Source organism: Bradyrhizobium sp. ARR65, from assembly GCF_000472385.1.
In the GTDB taxonomy this organism is placed as follows: Bacteria; Pseudomonadota; Alphaproteobacteria; order Rhizobiales; family Xanthobacteraceae; genus Bradyrhizobium.
In genome coordinates, this window is the sequence record NZ_AWZU01000006.1 from 191,725 (window position 1) to 204,129 (window position 12,405).

The 12,405-nt window shown below is 64.3% G+C and carries 11 protein-coding genes and 1 other RNA gene; 5 read left to right on the forward strand and 7 right to left on the reverse strand.

All coding sequences use genetic code 11. From position 1 onward, the window contains the following. Positions 1 to 80: 80 nt before the first annotated feature. Both gap and tkt read right to left on the reverse strand, forming a co-directional pair. Positions 81 to 1,088, reverse strand: coding sequence for a type I glyceraldehyde-3-phosphate dehydrogenase (gap, locus tag F758_RS0110020; RefSeq protein WP_024507746.1), 1,008 nt, complete (start codon positions 1,086 to 1,088; stop codon positions 81 to 83). Positions 1,089 to 1,402: 314 nt separating this feature from the next. After that, positions 1,403 to 3,385 carry a transketolase gene (gene tkt, locus F758_RS0110030; protein ID WP_024507747.1) on the reverse strand — a complete coding sequence of 661 codons (1,983 nt, stop codon included), beginning with the start codon at positions 3,383 to 3,385 and terminating at the stop codon, positions 1,403 to 1,405. A gap of 253 nt (positions 3,386 to 3,638) precedes the next feature. Here tkt and F758_RS0110035 point away from each other — a divergent pair, with 253 nt between their 5' ends. From F758_RS0110035 to F758_RS0110050, 5 genes are all read left to right on the forward strand, one after another. Further along, positions 3,639 to 4,001 carry a DUF4164 domain-containing protein gene (locus F758_RS0110035; RefSeq protein WP_024507748.1) on the forward strand — a complete coding sequence of 121 codons (363 nt, stop codon included), beginning with the start codon at positions 3,639 to 3,641 and terminating at the stop codon, positions 3,999 to 4,001. Next, the gene (locus tag F758_RS0110040) at positions 3,998 to 4,381 is read left to right on the forward strand and encodes a cell division protein ZapA (protein ID WP_024507749.1); all 384 of its coding nucleotides are present in this window, start codon (positions 3,998 to 4,000) and stop codon (positions 4,379 to 4,381) included. Before F758_RS0110035 ends, F758_RS0110040 begins: the two co-directional genes overlap by 4 nt. Positions 4,382 to 4,450: 69 nt before the next feature. Then, a non-coding RNA gene (gene ssrS / locus F758_RS47080) (6S RNA) lies at positions 4,451 to 4,612 on the forward strand. Positions 4,613 to 4,760: 148 nt separating this feature from the next. Next, complete coding sequence (locus F758_RS0110045) at positions 4,761 to 5,348, forward strand: 5-formyltetrahydrofolate cyclo-ligase (RefSeq protein WP_035721510.1); 588 nt, start codon at positions 4,761 to 4,763, stop codon at positions 5,346 to 5,348. Position 5,349: 1 nt separating this feature from the next. Then, complete coding sequence (locus F758_RS0110050; protein WP_024507751.1) at positions 5,350 to 6,174, forward strand: TIGR00282 family metallophosphoesterase; 825 nt, start codon at positions 5,350 to 5,352, stop codon at positions 6,172 to 6,174. Between the two features lie 177 nt (positions 6,175 to 6,351). On the opposite strand, the gene F758_RS0110055 is transcribed toward F758_RS0110050, so the two are convergent. From F758_RS0110055 to F758_RS0110080, 5 genes are all read right to left on the reverse strand, one after another. Further along, positions 6,352 to 6,582: a hypothetical protein gene (locus F758_RS0110055; protein WP_024507752.1), complete on the reverse strand. Its 231-nt coding sequence runs from the start codon at positions 6,580 to 6,582 to the stop codon at positions 6,352 to 6,354. Between the two features lie 68 nt (positions 6,583 to 6,650). After that, positions 6,651 to 7,997, reverse strand: coding sequence for a c-type cytochrome (locus F758_RS0110060; protein WP_024507753.1), 1,347 nt, complete (start codon positions 7,995 to 7,997; stop codon positions 6,651 to 6,653). Then, entirely contained in the window at positions 7,994 to 10,165 is a 2,172-nt protein-coding gene (locus tag F758_RS0110065; protein ID WP_035721513.1) for a xanthine dehydrogenase family protein molybdopterin-binding subunit, read from the reverse strand. The genes F758_RS0110060 and F758_RS0110065 overlap by 4 nt, the downstream gene beginning before the upstream one ends. 10 nt (positions 10,166 to 10,175) lie before the next feature. Further along, a complete protein-coding gene (locus F758_RS0110070) occupies positions 10,176 to 10,640 on the reverse strand; it encodes a (2Fe-2S)-binding protein (protein WP_024507755.1) in 465 nt (154 codons plus the stop codon). 268 nt (positions 10,641 to 10,908) lie between these two features. Continuing rightward, entirely contained in the window at positions 10,909 to 12,336 is a 1,428-nt protein-coding gene (locus F758_RS0110080) for a methyl-accepting chemotaxis protein (protein ID WP_024507756.1), read from the reverse strand. Between the last annotated feature and the right edge of the window lie 69 nt (positions 12,337 to 12,405).

Consider the following 12,405-nt stretch of genomic DNA (forward strand, 5'->3'; position numbering starts at 1 on the left):
CGGGGCTACCAATAAACATGCCCGGGGGCCTTTGGCGAAGACGCGCTCCGCGCTTTTGCCCCAGGCAAGACGAAAATCCCTTAAAGCAGCTTGCCCATGGCGACGGCGGTGTCGGCCATGCGGTTCGAAAAACCCCATTCATTATCGTACCACGACATCACCCGCACCAGATTGCCGTTCATCACCTTGGTCTGGTCCATGTGGAAAGTGGAGGAGTGCGGATCGTGGTTGAAGTCGATCGAGACGTTGGGCGAGGTGGTGTAGCCCAGGATGCCCTTGAGCTGCTGCTCGCTGGCGCGCTTCATCGCCTCGTTGATTTCCTTTGCGTCGGTGGCGCGCTTGGCGACGATCTTCAGATCGACGACCGAGACGTTCGGCGTCGGTACGCGGATCGCGACGCCGTCGAGCTTGCCTTTCAGCTCTGGCAGCACGAGGCCGATCGCTTTCGCGGCACCGGTGGAGGTCGGGATCATCGACATCGCCGCGGCGCGGGCGCGGTAGAGATCCTTGTGCAGCGTGTCCAGCGTCGGCTGGTCGCCGGTATAGGCGTGGATCGTGGTCATGAAGCCGGTCTCGATGCCGACCGTATCGTTCAGGACCTTGGCGACCGGCGCCAGGCAATTGGTGGTGCAGGAGCCGTTGGAGACGACCTTGTGGTCGGGAGTCAGCGTCTCATGATTGACGCCGAACACGATGGTCGCATCCGCATTCTCGGCCGGCGCGGAGACCAGCACGCGCTTGGCGCCGGCGGTCAGATGCGCGGAGGCCTTGTCCTTGCTGGTGAAGATACCCGTGCATTCGAGCGCGATGTCGACACCGAGCTCCTTCCAGGGCAGCTTGGTGGGGTCGCGTTCGGCGGAAACCTTGATCTTGCCGTTGCCGAGGCTGATCGAGTCGCCCTCGACGGTCACGGTGCCAGGGAAGCGGCCGTGCACCGAGTCAAAGCGGAGCAGATGGGCATTGGTCTCGACCGGGCCAAGATCGTTGATACCGACCACTTCGATATCCCTGCGGCCGGATTCGGCGATCGCCCGCAGAATGTTGCGGCCGATGCGGCCAAACCCGTTGATCGCGACACGCACTGCCATCTCTCGTCTCCTCTAATGACTTTTGTCATCCCCGCGACACATCGGCGTCACGAGGGTTTTCGGGCGGACGCCCGGTTCTGCCGGGCGGGAGCGGATCGTATGGCTTTCTAGCTAGACCTTTTTCCGGGCAAGCTCAACCGCCAGCCGACCCCGGGGCTATGATGTTCCTGCAATGGTTTCCGCGCGTTTTTCGCTGGAACTTCAAGCCGAAAGCGATCTCCAAAACAATTTCTTTGGGCCGACCAAAGAATAATTTTGGTCGGCCGCTTTCCTTCCACGCTTGGCAACCGGGCGTTAGCGAGGCAACGCGAGCGTCACAGCCGCTTCAGGGCGGCGTTAACGGCGGCCTCAGCGGTAATGCCGAAATGCTTGAAAAGGTCCTTGGCCGGCGCGCTCGCCCCGAAGGAGTGCATGCCGACAAACTCGCCATCCCTGCCGATGACCGCGTCCCAGCCCCAGCGTACGGCGGCCTCGATCGCGATCTTGACCGGCGCATTGCCGATGATCGCCTGCTTTTTCTCCTCCGGCTGCGCCAAGAGGAGCTCGAGCGAGGGCACCGAGACGACGCGCGCCGGGATGCCGCGCTCGGCAAGCTGCTTTTGGGCGTCGACTGCGATCTGCACCTCTGATCCTGAGGCGAACAGCGACACCTTGGCCTCGCCCTGCGCCGGCACCAGTTCATAGCCGCCATGGCTGCAGGGATTGTCCGCGGGCGCCGAGGTGCGGAGCTGCGGCACGTTCTGCCGCGTCAGCGCCAGCACGGTCGGGCCGGTGGTGCGGTTGAGCGCAAGCTCCCAGCATTCGGCGACCTCGACGGCGTCGCAGGGACGGAAGACGCGCATGTTGGGCATCGCGCGCAAGGCGGCGAGATGCTCGACCGGCTGATGCGTCGGTCCGTCCTCGCCGAGGCCGATGGAATCGTGGGTCATCACATAGACGACGCCCGCGCCCATCAGCGCCGCGATCCGCATCGCCGGCCGCGCGTAGTCGGTAAACACCAGGAAGGTGGCGCCGTTCGGCGCAAAGCCGCCATGCAGGAAGATGCCGTTCATGCATGCGGCCATGCCGTGCTCGCGGATGCCGTAATGGATGAAGCGGCCCTTCGGCGTCTTGGCCGAGAAGGCCACGGCCGATTTCGGCTTGTTGTTGTTGGAGCCGGTGAGGTCGGCGGAGCCGCCCACGAACTCCATCGGCATCGCAGCCGCAATGGCTTCGATCGCGGCTTCCGAGGATTTGCGGGTCGCGACGTTGAGCGGGGTCTCCAGAAGCTGTTTCTTGTGCTCCTTGAGCGCTTTCGCAAGCGAGGCGGGCCGCTCATGGCGCAGCCGCCGCTCGAACTCGGCGCGCTTGCGGCTGCCGAGCTCGGCAAAGCGCGCTTCCCATTCGGCCCGCGCAGCCGCGCCACGGCTGCCGATGTCGCGCCAGGCCTTCAGCACGTCCTCCGGCACAGAGAACGGCTCAAGCGAGATGCCGAGCTTTTCCTTGGCGGCTTTCAGCTCGTCCGCGCCAAGCGCCTCGCCATGCACCTTGGCGGTGCCGGCCTTGGTCGGCGCGCCGTAACCGATAGTGGTGCGGCAGGCGATCAGCGAAGGCTTGTTGGCCTTTTGCGCGCGTTCGATCGCGGCTGCGATCGCCTTTTGGTCCTGGCCGTCGATCAGCTCGGCGGCCCAGCCGGCGGATTTGAAGCGCTTGACCTGATCGACGGAGTCGGACAGCGAGGTCGGCCCATCGATCGAAATGCCATTGTCGTCATAGAGCACGATCAGCTTGTTGAGCTTCCAGTGCCCAGCCAGGGCGATCGCTTCCTGCGAGACGCCTTCCATCAGATCGCCATCGGAGGCGAGCACATAGGTGCGATGATCGACGATCTTCTTGCCGAACTCGGCCGCGAGCATCTTCTCCGCAAGCGCCATGCCGACAGCGGTCGAAATGCCCTGGCCGAGCGGCCCCGTGGTGGTCTCCACGCCCTTGGTATGGAAGTTCTCGGGGTGCCCCGGGGTGAGCGAGCCGAGCTGCCGGAAATGCTGGAGCTGGTCGAGCGTCATATCCGGATTGGCGGTCAGATAAAGCAGCGAATAGAGCAGCATCGATCCGTGGCCAGCCGAGAGCACGAAGCGGTCGCGATCCGGCCAGGCCGGCTGGCTGGCATCGAATTTCAGAAACTGCGAGAACAGCACTGTGGCGATGTCGGCGGCGCCCATCGGCAACCCGGGGTGGCCGGATTTCGCTTTTTCCACCGCGTCCATCGCGAGGCCGCGAATCGCATTGGCCATACGGAAGGGTTCGACCTGCGTCATGTTGAAAATCCGTCTGAAATGGGGTGCTCGGCGGAAGGAGCACCGCGGGCGAGGGGGCTAACCCCGGTGAATTCGGGGGCTGGATAGCACCTGAGTTCCCGGAGTCCAACGCCTTGACGCCAGGAAAAGTTGCTTTGCGGTGCATAGCTTCGCGGCGGCGTTGCACGGCAGCCCCCGGCCACGTAAATTTCCTCCCTTAAGCGCTTGCCGAAGCGCGGGTTTTGCCGCCCGAGCGGCGTTTGGGATCGCTGGCATGAACGATCGTCCCGCGAATTTTCCGCCCCATGAGCCGCCGTCCGCTGACATCGAGGCTGCGACGCGGCGACTGATGACGGCGCTGGACGCCCTGGAGAGCGCGGTCGAGCGGCGCCGCGAGGCTGACCGCGACGAGGATGAACTCGCAACCCGGATTCAGGCGCTGGGCGCGGACCGCTCGCGCCTCGCTGATGAGCTGGACGGCTCGCTGGTGCGATCGCGCAAACTCGAACGCGCCAATCGCGAGATCGCCGAACGGCTGGATGCGGCCATCGGCACCATCCGCGAGGTCCTCGGTGTTACGGAAGCCGAAGGGGCCGACGAGGCCGAAGAGCCAGAAGAGGCCGGAGACGACGAATGAACCACATCAACGTCACCATCAACGGCCGGCAATATCGCATGGCCTGCGAGGAAGGGCAGGAGATCAGGCTGCTCAAACTCGCCGAGAGCCTGGAGCAACGCATCGAGACGTTGCGCGGAAAATTCGGTGAGATCGGCGACGCGCGCCTGACCGTGATGGCAGCCCTGACCGTGTGCGACGAACTGGTCGATGCCAACGCGCGTATCCGCGGCCTCGAAGAAGAGCTGGTGAAGCTCCGCGACGTGCGCACGGCGGCTGCCGACCGCGCCAAGGCGACGCAGACGGCGGTCGCCAATGCGCTCAATGCCGCGGCGGAGCGAATCGAGCGGACCACCCAGGTCCTCAACCGCACCATCGGCGGTGGCGTCGCAATCGGGTGAATCGCCCTTTTCTCAGGGGGACAGGGTGAGAGCTGGCGATCCGCCCGCGTCGTTGCTACATTAGGTCCCGCGAAGCTGCGTCGCGCGTCAGGAACCAACATATCCCCGGGGCCTTATCGATCCTTAAGGGAACTGTCCCTGGCCGGGTCCGTGGATCCGGACATATGGTGCCCACCTACTTTCGTAGGGAACTCCGGGATCGAGCGTTTCAACGGCGACCGCGGCCTCGCACTTGTCTCTTGTTTCTATTCTTTCTCCAGGCCGTCATACCCCGCGCATGCGGGTATCCAGTACGCCGAGACGTCTCGGTTGATCACGAGCGCCGCTGGAATACCGGATCACCCGCCTTCGTGGGTGATGACAGGGGCAGTAAGGTGGCATGGCCAAATTGGCTGCGACCCCATCGAAAGGGACTCTCCGCGCTGCCGCGCTTGCGGCTCGCGATGCCTTGAGCGGCGAGCAACGTAGCGCTGCGGCGGAAGCGATCGCCGCGCGCGGACTGCCGTTCGAGGTTGCTCCCGGCGCGGTCGTGGCCGGCTATTCGCCAATTCGCAGCGAGATCGATCCGCTGCCGCTGATGCGGACGCTTGCCGCGCGCAGCGCGAAGCTTGCATTGCCGACCGTGACGGCGCGCGGTCACGCGCTGATTTTTCGCGCCTGGTCGCCCGGTGACCGCTTGACGCTGGGCGCGCTCGGCATTCTCGAGCCGTCACCGGCCGCCGCCGAGGTCGTCCCCGACATCATGCTGGTGCCGCTCGCCGCATTCGACCGCCTGGGCCACCGCATCGGCTATGGCGCGGGGCATTATGACTTTACATTCGCGCACTTACGCAAAATGAAGCCGGTTATCGGCGTCGGGCTTGCCTTCGCGGTGCAGGAAATCGAAACGATTCCAGCGTTGTCGCACGACGTTGCACTCGATTATGTGCTAACCGAAACGAAAGCTTTCGATTTCCGGAGCAGATAGATTGCGCATTCTTTTCGTGGGCGACGTTGTGGGGCGGACAGGGCGAAACGCCGTCGCCGAGCATTTACCGGGTCTGGTCCGCGACTGGGAGCTCGACCTCGTCATCGTCAACGGTGAAAATGCGGCCGGCGGGTTCGGCATCACCGAAACGATCTACCAGGAGCTGATCGATGCCGGCGCCGATGCCATCACGCTCGGCAATCATGCCTGGGACCAGCGCGAGGCGCTGGTGTTCATTGATCGCGCCCCGAAGCTCATTCGGCCCGTGAATTTTCCGCGCGGCACCCCCGGCCGCGGCGCGGCGCTGATCGATACCAAGAACGGCAAGCGCGCGCTCGTCATCAATGCGATGGGCCGCGTGTTCATGACGCCATTCGACGACCCGTTCGCCGCACTCGAGCGCGAGCTCGAAGCCTGTCCGCTGCGTAGGGCCGCCGACGCCATCGTGGTCGATTTCCATTGCGAGGCCACCAGCGAGAAACAGGGCATCGGCTTTTTCTGTGATGGCCGCGCCAGTCTCGTGGTCGGCACGCACACGCATGTCCCGACCGCCGATCACCAGATTCTTCCCGGCGGCACAGCCTACATGACCGACGCCGGCATGACCGGCGACTATGATTCCATCATCGGAATGCAGAAGGACGAGCCGCTGCGCCGTTTCACGTCAGGCATTCCCTCCGGCCGTTTCGAGCCGGCGATGGGTATTGCGACGTTATCCGGCGTCGCGGTCGAGACCGATGATGCAACCGGTCTTGCGCAAAAGATCGCGCCGGTGCGGATCGGCGGCCGCCTCGAGCCGGCGCTGCCGGGGTTTTGGAACGAATAGCTTTGTCACCGTCAATCCGGGGGCGCTCGCGCAGCGAAGTCAGGCTTGCCTGACTTCGCTCTTCTTGGGTTGTCCAAGTCGGCAACAGCCGACTTGGATGCGAACACGGAATCCAGGGGTTGCGGCGCGAGAGATTCCGGGTTCGCGCTCACGCGCGCCCCGGAATGACGGGGGATCTCAAAACCCGAAAAACTCCTCGCGCAGGGCGTCCTCGTATTTCGCCTTGGCGTCCTTCGCCGCGCTGCGCATCTCGTCTTCGTCGAAATGCGCCTGCTCCCATTTGTCGACTTCGGCGAGGGTGTGGTTGACGGAGGCGAGCGCCTCCTCGCGTCGGATCGCGGCGATCCAGGCTTCGACGGCGTTCCTGTAATTGGTCTGCAGCTCGTCCAACACCGGATACTCGCTCATCGGACCCCCGCGCATAGATCGCACGGGGATCCTTATAGAGCGCGCCAATGAACAAACGACGACAGCTTCTATTGCGCGGTCTGCTTGCGCAATTCCGCCACGTCCTTTGCGGTGAGGCTGGAGCCCCTGGCGCCGAAGCGCGCGGTCACGTAATTGGCGACGGCGGCGATCTCATCGTCAGAATAGGCGTTGCCGAAGCCGGGCATCGAGAGCGCGCCCTCAGGCGCATGCCGCTTGGTACCGGAGATCACGATCTGCGCGACATTGATCGCGGTGGGATCGTTGACGGCCTGCGCGCCCGTGAGCGTCGCCAGCGGCGAGACCAAGCTCTCGCCGCTCCAGCCGTGACAACTGACGCAGGCGCCTTCGAACACCATCTTGCCGCGCGCATTGTCCGCACCGCCGCCATCCCTGTGCGAGTTGGGGGCGGGACGTGCCAGGATCGCGGGCAGATCGGGCGAGGCGATCGGCGGCACGGTGCGCAAGTAAGCGACCACCGCCTTGATGTCGTCCTCCGTCAATTGGCTGAAGCTGCGGTCGACCGCTTCGCCCATCGGGCCCGAAGCGGTGCCATGGCCGCTCGCATGACCGACCGCGAGATAATTCGCGAGATCGCCATTGCTCCAGCCGCCGACGCCGGTGGCCCTGTCCGAGGTGATGTTGAAGGCACGCCAGCCCGCAGTCACCGCGCCGGAGAACTTCTTGCGGTTGTCGAGCGCGAACGCGAGATTCCGCGGCGTATGACACTCGCCGCAATGGGCGAGCGCTTCCGCAAGATAAGCGCCCCTGTTCCATTCCGGCGATTTCGATGTATCCGGCTCGAACCGGGTATCGGGATTGAACACAGCCGACCAGAACGTCATCGCCCAGCGCTGGTTGAATGGAAAAGACAGCGTATTGGCCGGCGTCGGCCTGCGCACCGGCGGCAGGCTGAACAGATAGGCCTTGATCGCCAGCGCGTCATCATCGGTCATATAGGTGTATGAGGTGTAAGGCATCGCCGGATAGAGCCGCGCGCCGTCGCGACGGATGCCGCGACGGATGGCGTTGAGGAAATCCTGGTCGCTGTAGTTGCCGATGCCGGTTTCCTTGTCCGGGGTGATGTTGGTCGAATAGAGCGTGCCGAAGGGCAGGCTGAAGGCCAGCCCGCCGGCAAAGTCCTTGTCCCCGGGCTTGGTGTGGCAGGCCATGCAGTCGGCGGCTCTCGCCAGATATTCGCCGCGCTCGACGAGGCTTGCTTTCGCAAGCGAGGCGGGCACGCCGGCGGGATTGCCGGCCCGATAGTCGGCGAGCGCAACCTTCGGTCCATCCGCAAAGGCTAGCGGACCAGGCCCGCGCACGACCCAGACGCTGATCGCCAGCGCGGCCACGACAATCGCGGCGACGCTGAGCAGGATACGCGCGGCGGCACTCATGCCTTTTTCCTCGCGATCAGGCTGCGATCGATGGGCAGGCGTCGCAGGGCGACGGCGGTGGCGGCATAGATGGCGTTGCGCAACGCGGGCGCGGCGGCCGTGACGCCGGCCTCGCCGATGCCGCCGGGCGGCTCGCCGCTTTTGACGACATGAACCTCGATCTTCGGCGCCTGATTGATGCGCAGCATGCGGTAGTCGTTGAAGTTCGACTGCTGCACCCGGCCCTTGTCGATGGTCACTTCGCCATAAAGTGCCGCTGTGAGGCCGAAGATCAGCCCGCCCTCGATCTGCGCCTTGACCGTGTCGGGGTTGACCGCAATGCCGGTATCGACCGCGGAGGTGACGCGGCGCAGATGCACCTCGCCCTGTTCGTCGACTTCGGCTTCCACCACCGTGGCGATGAAGCTGCCAAAGGAGGGCTGCACGCTGACGCCGCGGCCGACGCGCGGGGCCAACGGCTGGCCCCAGCCGGATTTCTCCGCAGCCAGATTCAGGGCCGCGAGCGGGCGCGGATTGTTGGCGAGCATGGTGCGGCGGAAGTCGATCGGGTCCTTGCCGGCCTTGCGCGCGAGCTCGTCCATGAAGCATTCGATCGCGAACACATTGTTGTTTGGACCGACGCCGCGCCAGAACCCGGTCGGCACCGCCGGCGGTTCGGCCCGCACATATTCGACATGGAAGTTGGGGACGTCGTAGGGCATATCGACGGCGCTATCGACCGCGTCGATGTCGATGCCGTTCTGGAATGCCGGCGGCAACCACCGCGCAAGGACTGCGGAGCCCGCGACCTTGTATTTCCAGGCGACGATCTTGCCGTCCGCGAGCGTCGCCGCAATGGTGTCGCGGTAGGCCGGGCGGTAGACATCGTGCTGCATGTCTTCCTCGCGGGTCCACACCACCTTCACCGGTCCGTCCACCTGTTTTGCGATGCGCACCGCCGCGACGACCATATCCGGCTCGAGCTTGCGCCCGAAACCACCCCCGAGCAGGTGGTTATAGACGGAGACCTTCTCCACCGGCAGTCCGGCGGCTTTGGCGGCTTCCGACTGACAGCGGGTCATGATCTGCGTGCCGGTCCACACCTCGCAGGAGTCTCCTTTGAAGTGCACGGTGGCATTGATCGGCTCCATGGTGGCATGCGCCAGGAACGGCAGCTCGTAGGAGGCTTCGAGCTGGTCGCCGCTTGCCAGCCCCTTGCCGATGTCGCCGACGGATTTTGCCACGGCGCCGTCCTTTTCGCTGGCCCTGCGCAGATCACGCCAGATGTCGTCCGTGCTGATCCTCGCGTTCGGACCCTCATCCCACTCGATCTTCAGCGCATCCAGGCCCTTCTTCGCGGCCCACATGTGATCGCCGACCACGGCGACCATGTCATCGAGCACGACGATCTTATGTACGCCGGGGACCTTCCGCGCGGCGATGTCATCGACCTTGCCGACCTTGCCGCCGAACACGGGGCAGGCGGCAACGGTTGCGAACTTCATGCCCGGCAGCATCGCATCGATGCCATAGACGGCCTTGCCGTTCACCTTCTCGGGCGTGTCGAAGCGCTTGAGCGGCTGACCGATATAGACGAAATCTTTGGGGTCCTTCAGCGGGACGTCCTTGGGCGCGATCTCGCTACGCGCGGCCGTGGCCAGCTCGCCATAGGACAGCTTGCGCCCACTGTCCTTGTGCGTCACTTCACCTTTCGACGTGCTGCAGCTTGCGGGCTCGACCTGCCACTGCTTTGCAGCGGCCTGCACAAGCTGCGCACGCGCGCCGGCGCCCGCTTTTCGCAGCGCCATCCACCAGGCGCGGATCGAATTGGAATTGCCGGTGACCTGAAGCCCGAAAACAGGATTGCCGTAGAGCTTGTCGTCTGGCGGCGCATGTTCCAGCGTGACTTGCGCGATGTCTGCGTCGAGCTCTTCGGCGAGGATCATCGCGATCGATGTGTAGACGCCTTGTCCCATCTCGACCTGCGGCATGACCAGCGTGGTGTGGCCCTTCTCGTCGATGCGGATGAAGGCGTTGGGCGCGAACTTGCCATCGGTTACATCGGGCGGCTGATTCGGCTCGTTGAAGGCGCGGACGGGGAGGTGGAAGGCGAGCAGGAAGCCGCTGGCCAATCCGCCCGTCAGCAAGCCGCGGCGCGAAACCTCAGGTAGCTTTGCTGCGATCGTCATGGTGTGCTCCTCACGACTTCACGCCTGATGCTGCCTGCTTGATGGCGGCGCGGATTCGCACATAGGTGCCGCAGCGGCAGATGTTTCCCGCCATAGCGGCATCGATATCGGAATCGTCGGGGTTGGGCGTCGCCGCCAGCAGTGCTGCGGCCGACATGATCTGGCCGGACTGGCAATAACCGCACTGCACGACCTCGAGGTCGAGCCAGGCCTTCTGTACCTTCGCGCCCGCTTGCGTTGCTCCGATGCCTTCGATGGTGGTCACCGCTCGATTCTGCAGCGCGCCGACCGGCAGCACGCAGGAGCGGACCGGCTTGCCGTCGACATGCACGGTGCAGGCCCCGCATTGCGCGAGTCCGCAGCCGAATTTCGTGCCTGTCATGCCGAGAATGTCGCGCAGCACCCAGAGCAGCGGCATGTCGGGCGGCGCTTCGATGGATTTCTGTTCGCCATTGATGGTGAGGGTCGTCGCCATAAGCATCCCTTTGAGTATTCGACGGCTGCGGGCAGCAGGCACCGAAGTCATGCAAGCAATCTCGCGCAGCTATATCACGACAATCTCTTTAGCAATGCCGGTCCGACGCATCGCAAACGCGATCCTGCTCACGATATCGTGCATTTTGACAAACTGGTATGATGATCATCATTAAATCGAACGATTCCGCTGAACATCTCGCGGTCGAGCGCCGACAGAGGAAATTTTTCCTCGATCGGCGGCCGCTATTTTTTCAATAAGGCGCGGATCAGGACTGCCGGAAGCCCATGCGGAAGGCGCCCCAGTGCCGGCCGCGAACGAAGATCGGCGAGGACAGGTCCTTCATCAGCACGAAATTGCCGCCGCCCATGTCGCGCCGATAGGTCTGCAGCAAAAACGGCCTGGTGTTCGCCGCGACCTTCTTCACCGCGCGATCGTTGAACAGGCGGCGGTTGCGGCAATTGGCGTTGTTCCAGACCGGGTCCTTGCCTTGCGGCAGCCGATAGTTCGGATTGTGCGTCGGCAGATAGCCGCCTTTGGCCCAGGCGACGCAGAACACGATGCGCGGATCGGATTTCTGGATCGGATCCTGGATCGATGGCAGCACGCGGTCGGTGAAGGCGACATAATCGGTCAGGTATTGCTTGGGGTCGGTGCCGGGAATCTCGCGGTAGGTCTCGTCCATCAATTGCGCGAGCGTGATCTCGCCGCGCTCGATCGCCGCCTCGAAGGTCTCCGAGATGCGCTTTGCCGTCGCAACCACCAGACGGATCAGCGGCGCGTCCGAGGTCTCGACGCCGGACTCGGCGATCATGGCGATCAGGCCTTCGGAGACCTCGAGCAGCTTTGCGATCCGCTCGTCGGCATGCTTGAGGTCGGTCGAGGAGAGATCGACGCCCCTGGCGAGATTGGCCAGTTCGTCGATCACCATGTCGCACTGGGCGAGGTTGGAGGTGGCGGCTTTCGCGACAGCGTCGATCTCCCGGCCGACCCTGGTGAAGCCGTCCTGCACGCGGGCGATGATGCCCTGGATCTGCTGGGCGCCGTCGCCCGCATTCTTGGCGCGCGCGGATGCCTCGCTGCTTTCGCCGATCAGATGGCCGAGTTCGCCGTCGAGCCCGCGTACGGTATCGCCGATCTGCTGTGTCGCCTGGCGCGTCGCCTCCGCGAGGCTCTTGACTTCGCTCGCCACCACAGCAAAACCGCGCCCCGCGCTGCCTGCGCGCGCGGCCTCGATGGTTGCGTTCAATGCCAGCAGGTTGGTCTGTTTCGCGATCGCCTCGATCGAGGTCGATACTTTGGCGACCTGCGCGAGCGCGGAGGAGACCGCGCCGAGTCTGCTCTCGATACGGCCGACGGCAGCGACCAGCTCGGCGATATGATTGACCGCGGTTTCCACGGCCTGCCGGGACTGGGTGATCTCACCGACAGCATCCGATGTGGCCGACTGCACCGCCTTGGAGGCGTCTGCGATCTCGTGGTTGGCGGTAACCATCGTCTCGGCCGCCTGCTGCAGATGCCGAAACCGCTCGGATTGGTTGGAAACCCGCCCCGCCACCTCCTGAACGTTGCCGGCTACGTCCGCGAGTTCGACCCCGAGAACGCCGACGCGACTGGCGAGCTGATCGACCAGCCGCTCGCTTTCGGAAGCAACAGAAGAGGCACTTTCCACTCTAGCGGCGGCAGCCGGCGACATCGCTGCGTCTCTCCAAGTCGGTTGACTAAGCCAATTCCCTATTCCTGCTCATTCACATTCCAAGCGCAG

Excerpts from the sequence above, each read along its gene's own strand:
- gap (WP_024507746.1), bottom strand. The coding sequence starts at position 1,088 with ATGGCAGTGCGTGTCGCGATCAACGGGTTTGGCCGCATCGGCCGCAAC.
- tkt (WP_024507747.1), bottom strand. The coding sequence starts at position 3,385 with ATGACGCAGGTCGAACCCTTCCGTATGGCCAATGCGATTCGCGGCCTC.
- F758_RS0110035 (WP_024507748.1), top strand. The coding sequence starts at position 3,639 with ATGAACGATCGTCCCGCGAATTTTCCGCCCCATGAGCCGCCGTCCGCT.
- F758_RS0110040 (WP_024507749.1), top strand. The coding sequence starts at position 3,998 with ATGAACCACATCAACGTCACCATCAACGGCCGGCAATATCGCATGGCC.
- F758_RS0110045 (WP_035721510.1), top strand. The coding sequence starts at position 4,761 with ATGGCCAAATTGGCTGCGACCCCATCGAAAGGGACTCTCCGCGCTGCC.
- F758_RS0110055 (WP_024507752.1), bottom strand. The coding sequence starts at position 6,582 with ATGAGCGAGTATCCGGTGTTGGACGAGCTGCAGACCAATTACAGGAAC.
- F758_RS0110060 (WP_024507753.1), bottom strand. The coding sequence starts at position 7,997 with ATGAGTGCCGCCGCGCGTATCCTGCTCAGCGTCGCCGCGATTGTCGTG.
- F758_RS0110065 (WP_035721513.1), bottom strand. The coding sequence starts at position 10,165 with ATGACGATCGCAGCAAAGCTACCTGAGGTTTCGCGCCGCGGCTTGCTG.
- F758_RS0110070 (WP_024507755.1), bottom strand. The coding sequence starts at position 10,640 with ATGGCGACGACCCTCACCATCAATGGCGAACAGAAATCCATCGAAGCG.
- F758_RS0110080 (WP_024507756.1), bottom strand. The coding sequence starts at position 12,336 with ATGTCGCCGGCTGCCGCCGCTAGAGTGGAAAGTGCCTCTTCTGTTGCT.